The organism is Paenibacillus sp. EPM92 (genome assembly GCF_016586185.1).
GTDB classification, from domain to species: domain Bacteria; phylum Bacillota; class Bacilli; order Paenibacillales; family NBRC-103111; genus Paenibacillus_G; species Paenibacillus_G validus.
Window position 1 is genome coordinate 1 of the sequence record NZ_BCPS01000040.1, and the last position, 16364, is coordinate 16364.

Consider the following 16364-nt stretch of genomic DNA (forward strand, 5'->3'; position numbering starts at 1 on the left):
TGTTATGCCCAAAATGTCGAAAAAATCGCATCCTAATTTAATAGATTACGAGATTGGAGGACATAACTTATTCCTCAAAAAATCGTGTCTTGACAATGGGGAGCATTACACTTTTGCGGTCCAAGTCGCTTAGCAGCCCTTTGATGTAAGTTTCGCAATTATACTGCTGGTCGCTGCGAGAAAAACAAGAAGCGTAGCTACTCAGGTAGCTGCCAAGAAGCGAACCCAAAGCGGTGACGGATTGTTCGTTCAATCCGACCTCGGCAAATAATTCCGGACTCCAATCCGGTCTGCTCAACATCATGTCCCATGACCTCACGCGATCCAAATGGGATCCGGTCGCCGTGGGAGTTGGGCAATGAATTTCGGCAGCTTCCGACCCAACAGGTAAAGGAAGACACCCTTTCGATTTCCATGATACACAAAGCGTTTGCCTACCTTGCCAAAGCCGCGGGTCTCGCTTACGTACCGCCAGTTAGCGGCTTTATAGCAGGTTCCGGGATAACGAGTGAAGTCTACGAACATTTCCACTGCGTAAGGCGTAACACCGTGAAGTCTAGGCCAGTCGTTTTGGAGTAGACGAAGGGATTGGGACAATACATGAGAAGCCAGGTTCTTAATGCGAACCCATGGCAAAATGAGAAAACGGTTGTTGTTGACTACATGGGAAAGCAGCTTGTGCTTGCCATCGTCATCCCAGCCCAGCCACTGATCCCTTACGCCGACGCGTAAGGAAGCGCGATTAAAGCTGATTGCAGCGATGGGCATGTCAAGGTAAAGCACCTGATACTTGAGCCTGGGGCCGATCATACTTTCATAGCCAAGATAATGCCACGTACGAACCATATGGTTCTATATCTCCTCATTCTCGGTACCATTCACCAAAACATAAGAAAGGGGTTGAAACTCTTTCAAATTGCCAACCAGTGGATGCTGGTTTATTCCAATGTCCATACGTGTCCATCCTGTCTATGAAGTAACCTTACGACCGAATCCGACCTTCAACTTACCATATTTTGTTTTCCTTGTTCATCATTTTTTAAACTACGTTGTAGTGTTAATTTCGATTAGGTGGGGATGACGTGAAGCTACTCGTAACTGGCGGTGCGGGTTTCATCGGAACCAACTTCATGTTATACATGCTCAATAAATATCCAGAGTATCAGATCATCAATGTCGATGCGTTGACTTATTCCGGGAATTTGGACAATTTGAGAAGCATACAAAACAATCCGAACTACCAGTTTGTTAGAGCCGATATTGCAGATCGCGAAGCCATGTATGGTTTGTTCCGGCAAGGCATTGACCTTGTTGTTAATTTTGCAGCGGAGTCTCATGTGGATCGCAGTATTTTGGAACCTGATGTTTTTGTTAAAACGAACGTGATGGGGACACAGGTTCTTTTGGATGCTGCAAAAATCCATAAAGTTTCGAAATTCGTTCAGGTGTCAACGGATGAGGTTTATGGTTCTTTAGGAGAAACCGGTCTTTTCACGGAAACGACTCCGTTATCACCAAACAGCCCATATTCCGCAAGTAAAGCCGGAGGCGATTTGCTTGTTCGCGCGTATCACGAGACTTTTGGACTGCCGGTGAATATTACTCGCTGCTCTAATAATTACGGACCGTATCAATTTCCGGAGAAACTCATTCCACTGATGATAGCAAATGCACTAAACGATAAACCTTTACCCGTATACGGGGATGGCTTGAATATTCGCGATTGGTTGTATGTTGAGGATCATTGCAGTGCGATTGATCTTGTACTCCATAGAGGCGTGAATGGGGAAATCTATAATATTGGCGGCAATAACGAACATACGAACATTCATATTGTAAAAACAGTGCTTAAAGAATTAGGTAAGCCAGAGTCGCTGATTCGATACGTTCAAGACCGGCCTGGCCATGACCGAAGATACGGCATTGATGCTGCCAAAATTCGCACCGAATTGGGTTGGGTACCGAAGTATAACTTCGCATCAGGCATTAAAGAAACGATTCATTGGTATATCGACAACCAAGAGTGGTGGAAAAAAATTCAGTCCGGGGAGTATCAGCAATATTATGCGAAGCAATACGGTTCTCGGATGGGTGAATAAAAAGTGAGAATATTAATAACGGGTGCGAACGGGCAATTAGGCAAGGATCTGGATATTCAATTAAAGGATCAACATGAGGTATATGCTTTAGGTCGCAGAGAGTTAGATGTCACCTTTGAAGATCAATGCAAATCGCGGATCCTGGAAATACAACCGGATGTGATCGTACATTGCGCGGCTTATACCGCTGTAGACTTAGCTGAAACTGATGAGGATACGGCATATAAAGTCAATGTCTTTGGGACACGAAATTTAGCTGTGGCCGCGGAAGAAGTTGGTGCCAAATTTTGTTATCTTAGTACCGATTATGTATTCGATGGTACAGCATCTACGCCGTATAAAGAATACGACCATACAAATCCGCAGAGCGTTTACGGGAAAACGAAAAGAGCCGGCGAACATGTGACCCAAACCTTATCCTCCAAATATTTTATCGTTAGAACATCGTGGGTATATGGACGGGAAGGCTCCAACTTTGTTAAAACGATGCTCAAGCTTGCGAAAGAGCAGGGTACATTAAAAGTTGTTGCCGATCAGATCGGTTCGCCTACTTACACAGTGGATTTGGCCAGGTTTTTATCCGAATTGATTGTTACAGATCGATATGGAATTTATCATGCCTCCAATAAAGGAATATGTTCTTGGTATGAATTTGCCTGTGCTATCTTTGAAGAAAGTGGCATTAGCGTCAAAGTGGAGCCATGTTCTACGGAGGAATTTCTTAGACCTGCCCCGCGGCCGAAATATTCGGTGATGGACCATTTGTCTATCAGGGCAAACGGCTTTCAAGATTTACCCCATTGGAGAGAGGCTCTTCGAGATTTCTTAAGAGAACTGAGTGAAGAAAATAAATGAAGACAGTGAGCGTTCACATCGTCACTTACAACAGTGAAGCTTATATCGAAGAATGTCTGGAAGCTGTCTTAAGGCAGACCTATCCGATTGCTCAAATTATCGTAGTAGATAATGCTTCTTCGGACGGGACCAGAGCTATACTGGAAAAGTTTCAGGGTAAGGTCGAAACGATACTTAACCATTCCAATACTGGTTTTGCTCCGGCTCATAATCTGGCTATACATACATCTTCAAGCCATTACTATCTCGTGCTGAATCCGGATATCCAACTCCACGAAGAATATGTCGCTTATCTTGTTGGCGTAATGGAACGTTTTCCTGTGGTGGGCAGCGCTACTGGAAAACTTCTTCGTTCACAGGATCAAGGGACCGTAGACAGTACGGGTCTCATCATGAATTGTGCCAGAAGGGCTTTCGATCGCGGAGCAGAGGAACCTGCTTCGGATTGGAACGAGTCTTCCGAGGTTTTCGGCGTTTCCGGCGCTGCCGCGCTTTACAAGCGCGAGATGGTTGAAGATATCAGCATTGAGGGCGAGTTTTTCGATGCAGACTTTTTTGCCTATAAAGAAGATGTAGATGTAGCTTGGCGCGCACAGCTTCTGGGATGGAAAGCTTACTACGAATCGAAGGCCATAGCTATCCACGAGCGCGGATGGAAATCAGGAAATCGGAAGCAGCAGCCTGTTTTCGTTCGACGACTTTCTTACATTAACCGATATAAAATGATGTTGAAAAACGACCGAATCTCTTATGTATTTCGTCACTTGTTTTCCATAGTGCCGTATGAGATTCTCAGCCTCGGCTATGCTCTTGTCAAGGAACCGATGCTACTGCCGGCTTGGATCGATTTTTGGAGAAAGCTTCCTGCCGTTCTGGCTAAAAGAAGATGGATTAAGTTAAACCAAAAGGAGAATAACTCCAATATTTACCGATGGTTCGGTTAATATAATGATCTCGGATTTATCTGCCTCAGCGCAAATAAGCCATTCGGTATGATGGGGAATGGCTTATTTTGGCGTATTACATTTATTAGGAAAATGTCCGTGCGTTTTCATCGTTGACGCATTGATGATATAATCAATATCAAACATTGTATGGGAGATACCATGGACCTAAGCATTATTGTATTGAATTACAATACAAAGCAGCTGACCTTGAATTGTCTCGAATCGATTCGTAATTCGGTTACGGAATATCTTTACGAAATCATCTTGGTGGACAATCATTCTACAGATGGATCTATAGAAGCCTTCGAGAGGCATTACCCTGAAATAGAGCTTATTCGGAATCAAGTCAATGTGGGTTTTTCCAAAGGTAACAATCAGGCTATGAAGATTGCACGGGGAAGATATGTACTGCTGCTTAACTCCGATACGATCGTGAATTCGGATACATTAGATGTCATGCTGCAGTTCATGGACCAGCGACCAACAGTTGGCGCCGCAGGCTGTAAGGTGGTATTACCTGATGGATCGTTGGACAAGGCATGCCGACGTGGCTTTCCCACGCCCTCGGCGTCATTTTACTATGCATTCGGTTTCGCCAAGCTGTTTCCTAGAGTGCCCAGATTTAATCAATATCAACTGTCTTATTTGGACCCGGATCAGGACTACCCGGTAGATTGTCTTGTGGGTGCCTTCATGATGGTTCGTCGGGAAGTAATCGATCAGGTTGGAATGCTTGACGAGGATTTTTTTATGTATGGCGAAGATATTGACTGGTGTTATAGAATAAAGGAAGCGGGCTGGGGGATTCATTATTATCCTTACACGGAGATCGTTCATTATAAAGGCGCTAGCAGCCGACGGAGGCCCTTCAAAATTATATACGAATTCCATCGTGCCATGATCTTATTTCATAAGAAACATTATGAGAAGAAGTACTCCTGGGTGGTTAATCTTCTGGTGTATGCTGGGGTCGGCCTTAAATTAGCAATATCCATTATATTAAATCGCTTTGGATCGGTGAGGTGATGATACTTGATTCGACAAAGCCAAGGCTTTTTAACGCAAGTGTATGCTATAACAGACTTCATCTTCATTCAGCTTGTATTCTTGTTCTCTTGGTGGCTTAAATTTCGGAGTGGTTGGATCCCATACGAGAATACCTTACCTATTGCGGATTATGCTCTATGGAGCCTGATTTATGGTGGTATTGCGATCTTCCTGAGTTATTTCGTTAACTTTTACACACCGAAACGTCGTAAGAAATTCTCTTACGAGCTTTTTACCGTTATTCAGGTATATACGGTGAGCTTACTGATCTTACTTAGCTTTTTGTTTATCTTCAAGGAAGTTCATATCTCTCGATCCTACTTACTTCTTTTCCTTGTGAACAATATAATCATGATTAGTTTTTACCGGTACATCTTGAAGCATGTACTGAGGCAACTCCGAGAAAGAGGTTACAACAAGCAGTTCGTATTGATTCTAGGAGCGGGGACATTAGGCAAACGGTTCTATCAAAACCTGCTGCAGCATCCTGAACTGGGATATGAGGTGGTTGGATTCTTAGATGATCACCAGACAACACATGAAGTGGGGTTCGAATCCTATAAACCGATTTTAGGTCAGATTGATGAACTGGAGAGAATTCTAGAGAGCTTAATCATTGATGAAGTAATCATAGCACTGCCGCTTGCAGCCCATCATAAGTATGGGAAGATCATCAATATTTGTGAGAAAGCTGGATTGAAGACATTAATTATCCCAGACTATTATGATTACCTGCCGTCTAAGCCTTATTTTGATAATTTTGCAGGGATTCCACTCATTAATGTGCGGGATATTCCGCTAGATGAATTCCGCAATCGGTTTTTCAAACGCGCTTTCGATATTATTTTCTCGCTAATCGCCATTATTCTTACTCTTCCTCTATTGATCTGTATTGCAATTGGAATTAAGCTGACCTCACCTGGTCCGGTTATTTTTAAACAAGAGCGCGTAGGATTAAATCGACGCACGTTCATGATGTACAAATTCCGCTCGATGAAGGTTCAGAAGGAGTCCGATTCCGACACGAAGTGGACAACGGAAAATGACCCCAGGAAAACAAAATTTGGTTCGTTCCTGCGCAAAACAAGTCTAGACGAATTGCCGCAGTTCTTTAATGTTCTATTTGGTCATATGAGCGTCGTGGGGCCACGGCCGGAAAGACCTTATTTCGTCGAACAGTTCAAGGAAGAGATTCCGAAGTATATGGTGAAGCATCATATTCGTCCTGGGATCACAGGTTGGGCTCAGGCTAGTGGTTTTCGCGGGGATACGTCCATCGAAGATCGAATTAAGCATGATATCTTTTATATCGAGAATTGGAGCTTTATTTTCGATATCAGGATTATTTGGAAGACGATTGTAAACGGCTTTATAAATAAGAATGCATACTAGGAAAATCCCTGAATATGGGGATTTTGCTTGTTGTAGGCGTCATTTGTATAGTATGATACCTACAAGAATCAATCAAAGATAGGTTGTGGAATATCATGACTTCAGATTCACGTAATATAACTTGGCATCAAGCTGTAATTGGAAAAGCAGATCGCCATCAGTTGAACCAGCATGGCAGCTGTGTATTGTGGCTCACTGGACTTTCTGGCTCAGGGAAGTCCTCGCTAGCTGTATCACTTGAACGAGAGCTATTTGCAAGAAATATTCGTTCTTATGTGCTAGACGGCGATAACATACGACACGGTCTAAATAAAAACTTGGGATTTAGCGTGGAAGACCGGAAAGAAAACATTCGCCGGATCGGTGAAGTTGCAAAGCTTTTTGTGGATGCGGGTCTGTTCACAATTACGGCATTCATTTCTCCATTCCAAGAAGATCGGGATATGGTACGTAAGTTATTTAATCAGGATGAATTTATCGAAATTCATGTTTCTTGCTCCCTGGAAGAGTGTGAGAAAAGAGATCCTAAGGGGTTGTATAAGAAAGCCCGGAATGGTGAGATCAAAGATTTTACGGGTATTTCGTCGCCCTATGAAGTGCCGGCTAACCCAGAATTAGTGATTGAGACAGATAAGCTTAGTATCCAAGAATCAGTAGATAAGATCGTTGAGTTTTTGCAAAATAGAAAACTAATAGGATAGGCAGCTCCTATAACCGGCCGGTTATAGGAGTTTTTATTTCCTCCCCCAACTTTGTCCGCATAATCGTCCAAGTCCCCACATAGACATGTTATCAAGTTGGACAATGACAATGTGGTGGAGGGATGAGAGCAATGCGGCGATTTAAATGGGCGGTAGCTCTGACGTTGTGCTTGAGCTTGGTGCTTTCGGGATGCGGATTACTTGGGAAGAAGGATGCAGGCTCGGTTGTAAGGGAATTGGACAGCATCGTCAACAAGCTGGATAGCTATCATGCCGAAGGCACGATGACGCTGAATACGGGGACGGAGCCGCAGGAGTATTCGGTCGAAGTTTGCTATATGGCGGAGTCGTACTACCGGATCGCGCTGACGAATGCGAAGAAGGACATCACCCAGATCGTGCTGCGCAACGATGACGGGGTGTTCGTGCTGACGCCGCATTTGAACAAAAGCTTCCGTTTCCAGAGCGATTGGCCGGAGAATCAAGGACAGGTATACTTGTACCAGTCGCTCGTGCAAAGCATTCTGATGGATAACGAGCGTCAATTTACGACGGACGATAAATCGTATGTGTTCGACGTAGCCGCGAACTACCAGAACGGATCGCTAGCCCGCCAGAAGGTGTGGCTGGATAAGAAAAACTATGCACCGCAGCATGTGGAAGTGTCCGACACGAACAATAATGTCATGGTTGTTGTTAAATTCGAGAAGTTTGAATTCGGCACGAAGTTCGAGAAGGACCAATTTGATATGCAGCGCAACATGACGGGCTGGGATATGAAGACGCTGCCGACGCTGGGTCATGACCATGAAGGAGATAAAGCTGGAGCAGCCGATACGCAAGGTACGGATAAGGCTGCTAACGGGCAAGCAACCGGTGATAAAGCAGCAAACGGAGCTCAAGGGTCCGACAGTAAGGCAAACAGCGGTCAAGCGGGCAGTGCGAATGGTAAAACGACGGATAAATCGGCTGCTGTCGGCAATACCAACAAGCAGCAATCGTTCGGGATCATCGAGCCGAATTACATCCCGAGCGGTGTAAAGAAGCAGGATACAACCGAACTGAAGCTTGGCGAAGAGAAAGCGGTCATGCTGCGCTACTCAGGTAAGTACAACTACTCGTTGATCGAGTCGCGTCCTCAGGAGAAAACGGTGTCTATTTTGCCGGGGGATATTCTGGATCTGGGCTTTACGCTGGGCGTAGTGACGGGTGACGATAAGAAGACGTTGACTTGGACGTATGACGGTGTGGAGTTCCGTTTGTCCACGGGCGACCTGCCTGTGACGGAGATGATTAAGGTGGCTCAAGCGGTACAAGGAGAAATGGGTAAGTAAAAATTTCGGAATACTTGCAAGGTGAAGGCTGCAAGCAGGGAATTAGTGGTGGAGGAGCAAGCAGATAAATATTACAAATCCCAATAAAAACTACACACAGGAAGTCTTTCTAGGCTGCATAATCGGAGCCAGGGGAGGCTTCTTTTCCTGTTCCAAATCATGGTATGGAGATTTTGCCATCATCATAAAGTAAGAAGAAGACCTGAAAGAATACGGTTTAAAGAAAGAGTCTCCCCAATAAGGCTTACATACACGCATCGTTCCAGTTAAGCAAACCTTGTTTCGCTCGGGAGTGTGTGGCAGAAGCTCTTCTGCAAGCTCGGAACGAATCCCTGTAACCTCGGTACGAACCTCTGTAACTTCCGAACGGACATCTGCAAGCTCGGACCGCACCTGCTTCACATCCGACTTAATCTCCCGCATTTCATCAAGGATCAAGTGCAGCACTTGTTCGCTCGATGTGTTCATCCCCTGTTGTTTGCTAATGTAATCATTATACCGTATTTGTGATACAGCAGTAAACACGAAGGTCCTATTTGTTAGCTCATTAAGCAAGGAGTCGGTTCCATCTCAGTCAGTTGTCAGGGTTCTGTTTGTTGACAGCCGGGAGTAGTCGGATTAACATAGGTAGGGTCAAAGAGGCAGAAGAAGGTGGAATATGTGGATTCTTTTTATAGACCTACACGCGTAGAAATAAGTTTAGATGCGCTGCGTCACAACCTGGAGGCGTTCCGGGCGGTGCTGCCTGCACATGTGCGGATGATGGCGGTCGTGAAAGCGGACGCTTATGGGCACGGGGCGGTTGAGGTGTGCCGCGAGGCGCTGCAGGATGGCGTGGAGTACATCGCCGTCGCTTTTCTCGATGAAGGGTTGGAGCTGCGAAGAGCGGGCATTACGGCACCGATGCTGGTGCTGGGCTATACGCCTCCGGAAGGGCTTGTGACGGCCTGGGAGCACGATATTACGCTAAATGTATATACGGATGAAATATTGGACGCCTGGGAGCGGCTGCAGCCCGCTGAATCCGCCGCCAGGCCGCTGAAGATACATGTTAAACTGGATTCCGGTATGAATCGTCTCGGGATTGGTCCGGAGGACGAGGCGATCCGTTTTATTGAACGGGCGAGACGGACGGCGGGGATCGAGGTCGAAGGTTTGTTCACGCATTACGCTTGCGCTGACGAAACGGACAAAAGCCATACGTTTGGACAGTACGCGAAGTTTGCGCGGGTCGTGGAACATTTCCGCGGTCAAGGGTTCGAATTTCCGCTTGTACATGCGGGCAACAGCGCCGCGGCGATTGATTTGCCGGAATATACGTTCAATATGGTGCGCTTAGGCATCGGCATGTACGGCTTGTATCCGTCCGAGGAAGTGAATAAACAGCAGGTCGCTCTCCAGCCGGTGCTGAGCATCAAGACAGGCGTAGCGATGGTGAAGCAGGTGCCTGCCGGCGAGGGCGTCAGCTACGGGGCGATCTACCGGACGAGCGGCGAGGAGACGATCGCGACGCTGCCGATCGGGTATGCGGACGGGTACTCGCGGATGCTGACCGGGAAGGCCGAGGTGCTCATACGGGGACGCCGGGTGCCGGTCGTGGGCCGGATTTGTATGGATCAGTGCATGGTAAACGCGACGGGTATTGCCGATATTTCGATGGAAGAAGAGGTTGTAATCCTAGGAGCTCAAGGCAGCGAGAGGATCACGGCAGAGGAGCACGCAAGCTGGCTCGGTACAATTAACTACGAAATCGTCTGTATGATCTCCCACCGCGTCCCGCGGGTGTATGTGAAGGACGGGCGGGTCGTAAGGTCGGTGAATCCGCTGCTCAGGCATATGTGGGAACGGGAAGCCTAAGCGGGCGGATGGGCTGCAAATGCCGCATCATCCCTATCGGCACTAGCGCTCGTTCATGGGCTTGGCCGACAGGGAACGGCAAAATTCGCAGCATGAACGCTAGAAATAGGTACTGGTGACAATTTCCACTCTATTTTTTGCATGCCATTGAGAGGATTTTCTTGTTTTTCCGCGAATATGTATAGCACATACTCATGTGATTATCGGGGGTATAGCATAATTGATATACTTGGCGCATATATTGGTCTTGTATATTTTTTCTGGAAGATTGCCATAATGGAAATAAGCTTTTGGTATGTCTCTTGGGGGTGCATGAACAGGTGGCCAATGCTCATAACACGAAGCGCATCATGATCAGTCTGCCGGATTATTTACTGGAGGAAGTCGACCATCTGGTCGAGAAGGAGAACTCCAACCGCAGCGAATTTATCCGTCAGGCCATGAAACTTTACCTTGTCGAACGCAAGAAAAGACACTTGCGCGAGTCGATGCAGCGTGGGTACATGGAAATGGCGAAAATTAACCTTAACATGGCCTCGGAAGCATTTCAGGCGGAGGAAGAAGCGGATCATACGCTTGACCGTCTGGTTAGCGGGGTGTAGCGAGTGATTGTCAAACGTGGCGATGTTTTTTTCGCGGATCTTTCCCCGGTTGTTGGTTCGGAGCAGGGGGGCATTCGGCCTGTTCTGATTATTCAGAATGATATCGGCAATCGCTTCAGTCCCACGGTGATCGTGGCGGCGATTACGGCGCAGATTCAGAAGGCCAAGCTGCCGACGCACGTGGAGATTGACGCGGAAGCGCACGGTTTTGACAGGGACTCGGTCATTCTGCTGGAACAAATCAGGACGATTGATAAACAGCGTCTAACGGACAAAATTACGCACTTGGATGAAGAAACCATGCGCAAGGTCGATGAAGCTTTGCAGATTAGCGTCGGACTAATCGAGTTTTAAAACAGCGTATGAAGCGGGGGCGTACAGGGGCCCTCGTTTTTTCGTATGTCGGGAGGAGTCGTACGGATGGCCAAAGAGCAAACGATTCAAACGGAACAGCAGGAGGAGCGTCAAGCCTTCGAATTGACAGCGGAGATGAAGGCTGCGATTCAGGAACGCATCCTGAAGCAGATTGCGGCGGAGCTCCAGATCGGAAGCGGACGCGTCAAAACGACGGTCGGTCTGCTTGACGAGGGGAACACGATTCCTTTTATCGCGCGGTACCGGAAGGAAATGACGGGGGAGCTCGATGAGAATCAGCTGCGGGACATTGAAGAGAGGCTGACGTATCTCCGCAACTTGGAGAATCGGAAGCTGGAGGTTATCCGGCTTATTGACGAGCAAGGGAAGCTGACGGGCGAGCTGCGTTCGGCAATCGAACAAGCTGTGAAGCTTCAGGAGGTCGAGGATCTGTACCGCCCTTACCGGCAAAAGCGTAAAACCCGCGCCAGCGTCGCCAAGGAAAAAGGGCTGGAGCCGCTCGCCCAGTGGATCGTGTCGCAGCCTAGGCAGGGCGATATGCTGACGGAAGCATCGAAATACATAAATTCGGACAAAGGCGTTCAGACGGCCGAGGAAGCCGTTCAGGGCGCGATGGACATTATAGCGGAGCAAGTGGCCGACGACGCCAAAATTCGCGCATGGGTGCGCAAGTATACGTTTGATCAGGGCATCCTGCGCTCGGAGGCGAAGAATGCCGAGCTGGAGTCGGTGTACGAGATGTATTACAGCTACCAGGAGCCGGTCCGCAAGCTGCCACCGCATCGCATTCTGGCGATTAATCGCGGGGAGCGGGAGGACGTGCTGAAAGTAACGCTGGAGGTGCCGGTAGAACGTATTCACGACTACATTGGCAAACAGCTGTTGAAGGGACCCTCCATTGTACGCGATACGCTTGCGGCGGTGGTCGAGGATGCTTATAAGCGGCTGCTGGCTCCCTCCATTGAGCGCGAGGTGCGGGGTGAGATGACCGAGAAGGCTGAGGAGAAAGCGATCGAGGTGTTCGCGGAAAACTTGCGGAACCTTCTGCTGCAGCCTCCGGTGAAGGGGAAGGTCGTGCTTGGCGTGGACCCGGCGTTCCGGACGGGCTGTAAGCTGGCTGTCGTCGACGATACCGGCAAAATGCTTGAGATCGCGGTCACGTACCCGACGCCTCCGAATAATAAAGTCGCCGAAGCGAAGGCGGTCTTCAAACGATTGATCGACTCGTACGGCGTAGAGCTGATCGTCATCGGCAACGGGACGGCTTCGCGGGAAACGGAGCAGTTCGTCGCCGGGTTGATCGGAGAGATCAAGCAGCGCAAGCTGGCCTACTTGATCGTGAACGAGGCGGGGGCAAGCGTGTACTCGGCTTCCAAGCTGGCCCAGTCGGAGTTTCCCGATCTGGACGTGGCTGAACGGAGCGCCATATCGATCGCCCGCCGGGTACAGGATCCGCTCGCGGAGCTTGTGAAGATCGAGCCGAAAGCGATCGGCGTCGGGCAGTACCAGCATGACGTGTCGCAGAAGCGTCTGGAGGAAAGCTTGACGTTCGTCGTCGAGTCGGCGGTGAACCATGTCGGCGTCGACGTCAACACGGCGTCGCCTTCGCTGCTGTCGTACGTCTCGGGGATTAACAGTACGCTGGCGAAGAACATCGTGAAGTACCGCGATGAGAACGGGAAATTCGAGAACCGGCAGCAGTTGCAAAAAGTCCCTCGCCTCGGCGCCAAGGCGTTCGAGCAGTGCGTCGGCTTCCTGCGTATTCCGGACGGGGCTAACCCGCTCGATAATACGCCGATTCATCCGGAGTCGTACGCGGTGGTGGACCGGCTTTTCAAGGAGCTGAAGCTGGAGCTGGCGAAGCTGGGCAGCGAGGAGCTGAAGTCGATGCTGCAGCGGCTGGAGCCGGAGGAGCTGGCAACGAAGCTGGGTGTCGGGGTTCCGACGCTGCGGGATATTTTGGACTCGCTGCTGCGTCCGGGTCGCGATCCCCGGGAGGAGCTGGAGGCGCCGATTTTCCGCACCGACGTGCTGCAGCTCGAGGATTTGACGCCGGGCATGGAGCTGAAGGGTACCGTGCGCAATGTCATTGACTTCGGCGCATTCGTGGATATCGGGATCAAGAACGACGGGCTGGTACACATCTCCCAGATGAGCAACTCGTACGTGAAGCATCCGATGGATGTCGTCTCGGTTGGCGACGTCGTCACCGTCTGGGTGCTGAATATCGATATGAAAAAAGGCCGCGTCGGGCTTACGATGAAAAAGCCTTAAGTGGCATAAAATAGAGCATAGGCCGGAACAAGGGAAAATGGAGGCAGGTTCCCTTAAGTCTGGCATATGCTCTATTTGACGGTTGGCGTGTTTGTTGATGTTAAGGTTGAAAGTTGGATGCGGACGAATCGGATTCGGATTTACGGGTGCGGTAAAAATACCAGCAGTCGTTAAGCAATCGAATTTGCCGCCGGTTTTTGTTGTAAAACGCACGCATCAGTTGGTTGCAAAGCCATTGTGGCAAGCCCATCAGCCCCTTCCCTCTAACTGCTATACGACTAACATATGGGCGAGAGGGCTATGGGGTGCAGGTCCTCATGATTAGGCGAGTTCTTCTTCCTCTTCGTACCATTGCTCCAGCTGAGCCTGGAGGGCGCGAATTTCCGTGAGGAGGGATACGAGCGGGTATTGTTTCTCTTGCTGCTGCAGAGCGGCGAACGTTTGCTCAAGCCGATTGATGTAATCCAGGCCGTGCTGCAGCTCGTAGCCGGGACGTACAATTTCTAGCCCTTCAAACTCTGCGATAAAGTACGGAAGCGCGGGAATGCCGGATACCGTTAATTTGTCTAGCTCTTTATGTAAGCGTTGGTTCAGCGCTGCGAGCTGGTACATATGAGTGGAAGGCATTTCCACGAATTCCAGCTGTTCGTTTCTTTGCAGCAGGGCGTATTTTTTATTGGACATGAAGTTTAATCTCTCCTATCGTATAGCGAATCGCGTGTCGGGCAAATTTATGAAGATTCCTACTTGACAGTTTAGCCTAACCTGCGGTTACAATTCAAGTGAATGCATATGTATAGAGAAGAACGTAGGGGTGGGAACATGGGAAATGGATGACCGGCAGCTGCAGCAGTGGGTCGAACAAATTTCGCTGTCGTCGTTTGGACGTCCTTTTGAGCATAAGGCGAGGTTTAACCGCAGGTTGAGGGCGACCGGCGGGAGGTACTTCACACGCAGCCACGATATCGAGATCAGTTGGCACCAGTATGAGCAATTCGGCATGCAGGATGTGGAGAAAATCATTAAGCACGAGCTGTGCCATTATCACTTGCATTTGCTCGGGTCCGGGTATCAGCACCGCGACGACGAATTTAAACAGCTGCTCACGCTTGTAGGCGGGACGCGGTATTGCCAATCGCTGCCGTCTGCCTTACAGCGGAAGGAGCCTTATCGATATAAGCTTGTTTGCGTCGATTGCAGGGCCGAATATTTGCGCAAGCGGAAGACCGATCCGCGGCGGTTTGTGTGCGGTCACTGTAAGGGAAAATTGAAGCTGCTGGCGCTTGACTTGAGCAAACATTCATGATAAATTAACAATTGTCGTTCCCTGATAGCTCAGTTGGTAGAGCACTCGACTGTTAATCGAGTTGTCACAGGTTCGAGTCCTGTTCGGGGAGCCATTATTCTTGGAGAGATACCCAAGTGGCTCAAGGGGACCCTCTGCTAAGGGGTTAGACTGCGTAAGTGGTGCGAGGGTTCGAATCCCTCTCTCTCCGTAAGATTGCAAAAACAACCGCCTAATAAGGCGGTTGTTTTTGCGTTTGGAGAGGCCGGAGGAATTCGAACCCTGAGAGAAGGGCGCCGATGCACGGAACCTCGCCCGCTGCACAGCGGCAAGTTCATCGCTTGTCCGCCTGACCATTGGCGGCGATGAGGATGAGCTCGCCCGTTCACGATATCGAAGCCCAAGTCTTGCAAGAACGCAGGCATGTCGTGTACGCTAGAGTCGTAAACCATACGTTAGATGTCGGAGGGTGAGCAAGTGGCGGTACTGGTAACGGGCGGTGCGGGATATATCGGGACTCATACGTGTGTGGAACTATTGAACAACGGATATGACATTATCGTCGTCGATAACTTCGATAACAGTAAGCCGGAGTCGCTGAAGCGCGTGAGAGAAATTACGGGGAAAGACTTCAAACAGGTGCAGGCCGACCTATTGGACCGAGACCGGCTTGAGGCGATTTTTCAGGACAATCGGATCGAGGCGGTCATTCATTTTGCCGGGCTGAAGGCCGTGGGGGAGTCGGTGCGTCTTCCTCTGAAATATTATCACAACAACATTACCGGCACGCTGCTGTTGGCTGAAGTGATGCAGAAGCACGGCGTGAAGAAAATAGTCTTCAGCTCATCGGCGACGGTATACGGCATGCCGGAGCGGGTTCCGATCGACGAGGAGATGCCTTTGGGAGCTACGAATCCGTACGGTCGGACGAAGCTGATGATCGAGGACATCCTTCGCGACATATACATCTCCGACCCTGAGTGGAGCATTGCGCTGCTTCGTTATTTTAATCCGATCGGGGCTCACGCCAGCGGACGCATCGGAGAGGACCCGAACGGGATCCCCAATAATCTGATGCCTTACGTGACGCAAGTGGCAGTAGGCAAGCTGAAAGAACTGCAAGTATTCGGCAGCGATTACCCGACTCCGGACGGAACCGGCGTGCGCGACTACATCCACGTGGTCGATTTGGCGCTTGGTCATGTGAAGGCGGTGGAGAGCGTTCTCTCCAGTACGGGCGTTGAAGCATACAACCTCGGTACCGGCAATGGGTACAGCGTGCTTGAGATGGTGCGGGCCATGGAACAGGCTGCGGGGAGAACAATTCCTTACCGTATCGTAGACCGCAGGCCCGGCGATGTGGCGGTATGTTACGCCAATCCTGTCAAAGCCCGGGAGAAGCTGGGCTGGTCGGCGGAACGGGGATTGGCGCAAATGTGCGAGGATGCCTGGCGCTGGCAGCAGCAAAACCCCGACGGATACGGAAAATAAGCGCATGATGGAAAAGACCTGCCGGCATACCGCGCTTATGCCTGGCAGGTTTTGCAGTTCGCCAAACAGATGAACCGAGGCAGCGATTTTTTTGAAAAAAAGGTA

General features: G+C 49.3%; 18 protein-coding genes and 2 tRNA genes. 15 read left to right on the forward strand and 5 right to left on the reverse strand.

Annotated elements, in window-relative coordinates; genetic code table 11:
• Nucleotides 1-67: 67 nt before the first annotated feature.
• A complete protein-coding gene (locus JMF85_RS07195; protein ID WP_201317980.1) occupies nucleotides 68-304 on the reverse strand; it encodes a hypothetical protein in 237 nt (78 codons plus the stop codon).
• Between the two features lie 11 nt (nucleotides 305-315).
• Entirely contained in the window at nucleotides 316-846 is a 531-nt protein-coding gene (locus tag JMF85_RS07200) for a Druantia anti-phage system protein DruA (protein ID WP_201317981.1), read from the reverse strand.
• Nucleotides 847-1082: 236 nt separating this feature from the next.
• Here JMF85_RS07200 and rfbB point away from each other — a divergent pair, with 236 nt between their 5' ends.
• The 7 genes from rfbB (at nucleotide 1083) to JMF85_RS07235 (ending at nucleotide 8375) form a co-directional block, all read left to right on the forward strand.
• Nucleotides 1083-2099 (forward strand): dTDP-glucose 4,6-dehydratase, encoded by a 1017-nt coding sequence (gene rfbB, locus JMF85_RS07205; RefSeq protein WP_201317982.1) that lies wholly within the window; start codon nucleotides 1083-1085, stop codon nucleotides 2097-2099.
• A 3-nt stretch (nucleotides 2100-2102) separates the two neighbouring features.
• Complete coding sequence (rfbD, locus tag JMF85_RS07210) at nucleotides 2103-2954, forward strand: dTDP-4-dehydrorhamnose reductase (protein WP_201317983.1); 852 nt, start codon at nucleotides 2103-2105, stop codon at nucleotides 2952-2954.
• Nucleotides 2951-3898: a glycosyltransferase family 2 protein gene (locus tag JMF85_RS07215; RefSeq protein ID WP_201317984.1), complete on the forward strand. Its 948-nt coding sequence runs from the start codon at nucleotides 2951-2953 to the stop codon at nucleotides 3896-3898. Before rfbD ends, JMF85_RS07215 begins: the two co-directional genes overlap by 4 nt.
• 162 nt (nucleotides 3899-4060) lie before the next feature.
• Complete coding sequence (locus tag JMF85_RS07220) at nucleotides 4061-4927, forward strand: glycosyltransferase family 2 protein (RefSeq protein WP_201317985.1); 867 nt, start codon at nucleotides 4061-4063, stop codon at nucleotides 4925-4927.
• Between the two features lie 6 nt (nucleotides 4928-4933).
• Nucleotides 4934-6340, forward strand: coding sequence for an undecaprenyl-phosphate glucose phosphotransferase (locus JMF85_RS07225; RefSeq protein ID WP_155615801.1), 1407 nt, complete (start codon nucleotides 4934-4936; stop codon nucleotides 6338-6340).
• A gap of 95 nt (nucleotides 6341-6435) precedes the next feature.
• Nucleotides 6436-7041, forward strand: a complete 606-nt coding sequence (gene cysC / locus JMF85_RS07230; RefSeq protein WP_201317986.1) for an adenylyl-sulfate kinase — start codon at nucleotides 6436-6438, stop codon at nucleotides 7039-7041.
• Between the two features lie 131 nt (nucleotides 7042-7172).
• Entirely contained in the window at nucleotides 7173-8375 is a 1203-nt protein-coding gene (locus JMF85_RS07235; protein WP_155615803.1) for an outer membrane lipoprotein-sorting protein, read from the forward strand.
• Nucleotides 8376-8465: 90 nt separating this feature from the next.
• Here the strand turns inward: JMF85_RS07235 and JMF85_RS07240 are convergent, their stop codons facing one another.
• Entirely contained in the window at nucleotides 8466-8843 is a 378-nt protein-coding gene (locus JMF85_RS07240; protein ID WP_201317987.1) for a hypothetical protein, read from the reverse strand.
• 192 nt (nucleotides 8844-9035) lie between these two features.
• Between JMF85_RS07240 and alr the strand changes: the two genes are divergently transcribed.
• From alr to JMF85_RS07260, 4 genes are all read left to right on the forward strand, one after another.
• A complete protein-coding gene (alr, locus tag JMF85_RS07245) occupies nucleotides 9036-10232 on the forward strand; it encodes an alanine racemase (RefSeq protein WP_054799557.1) in 1197 nt (398 codons plus the stop codon).
• 320 nt (nucleotides 10233-10552) lie between these two features.
• On the forward strand, nucleotides 10553-10834 hold the full coding sequence (locus JMF85_RS07250; RefSeq protein ID WP_054796896.1) for a CopG family ribbon-helix-helix protein: 282 nt from the start codon (nucleotides 10553-10555) through the stop codon (nucleotides 10832-10834).
• Nucleotides 10835-10837: 3 nt separating this feature from the next.
• Nucleotides 10838-11188: a type II toxin-antitoxin system PemK/MazF family toxin gene (locus JMF85_RS07255; RefSeq protein ID WP_010494553.1), complete on the forward strand. Its 351-nt coding sequence runs from the start codon at nucleotides 10838-10840 to the stop codon at nucleotides 11186-11188.
• A 66-nt stretch (nucleotides 11189-11254) separates the two neighbouring features.
• Nucleotides 11255-13483: a Tex family protein gene (locus JMF85_RS07260; RefSeq protein WP_201317988.1), complete on the forward strand. Its 2229-nt coding sequence runs from the start codon at nucleotides 11255-11257 to the stop codon at nucleotides 13481-13483.
• A 100-nt stretch (nucleotides 13484-13583) separates the two neighbouring features.
• Here the strand turns inward: JMF85_RS07260 and cmpA are convergent, their stop codons facing one another.
• Both cmpA and JMF85_RS07270 read right to left on the reverse strand, forming a co-directional pair.
• The gene (gene cmpA, locus JMF85_RS07265) at nucleotides 13584-13727 is read right to left on the reverse strand and encodes a cortex morphogenetic protein CmpA (protein ID WP_127609707.1); all 144 of its coding nucleotides are present in this window, start codon (nucleotides 13725-13727) and stop codon (nucleotides 13584-13586) included.
• A 77-nt stretch (nucleotides 13728-13804) separates the two neighbouring features.
• Nucleotides 13805-14167: a hypothetical protein gene (locus JMF85_RS07270; RefSeq protein WP_054799558.1), complete on the reverse strand. Its 363-nt coding sequence runs from the start codon at nucleotides 14165-14167 to the stop codon at nucleotides 13805-13807.
• A gap of 145 nt (nucleotides 14168-14312) precedes the next feature.
• On the opposite strand from JMF85_RS07270, the gene JMF85_RS07275 reads away from it, so the two are divergent.
• The 4 genes from JMF85_RS07275 to galE all read left to right on the forward strand — a co-directional run bounded on the left by JMF85_RS07275 (nucleotide 14313) and on the right by galE (nucleotide 16259).
• A complete protein-coding gene (locus tag JMF85_RS07275; RefSeq protein WP_054796867.1) occupies nucleotides 14313-14789 on the forward strand; it encodes a SprT family protein in 477 nt (158 codons plus the stop codon).
• An 18-nt stretch (nucleotides 14790-14807) separates the two neighbouring features.
• Nucleotides 14808-14883, forward strand: a tRNA-Asn gene (locus JMF85_RS07280).
• An 8-nt stretch (nucleotides 14884-14891) separates the two neighbouring features.
• Nucleotides 14892-14979: transfer RNA gene (locus JMF85_RS07285), tRNA-Ser, on the forward strand.
• A 266-nt stretch (nucleotides 14980-15245) separates the two neighbouring features.
• Complete coding sequence (galE, locus tag JMF85_RS07290) at nucleotides 15246-16259, forward strand: UDP-glucose 4-epimerase GalE (RefSeq protein WP_201317989.1); 1014 nt, start codon at nucleotides 15246-15248, stop codon at nucleotides 16257-16259.
• Nucleotides 16260-16364 lie beyond the last annotated feature (105 nt).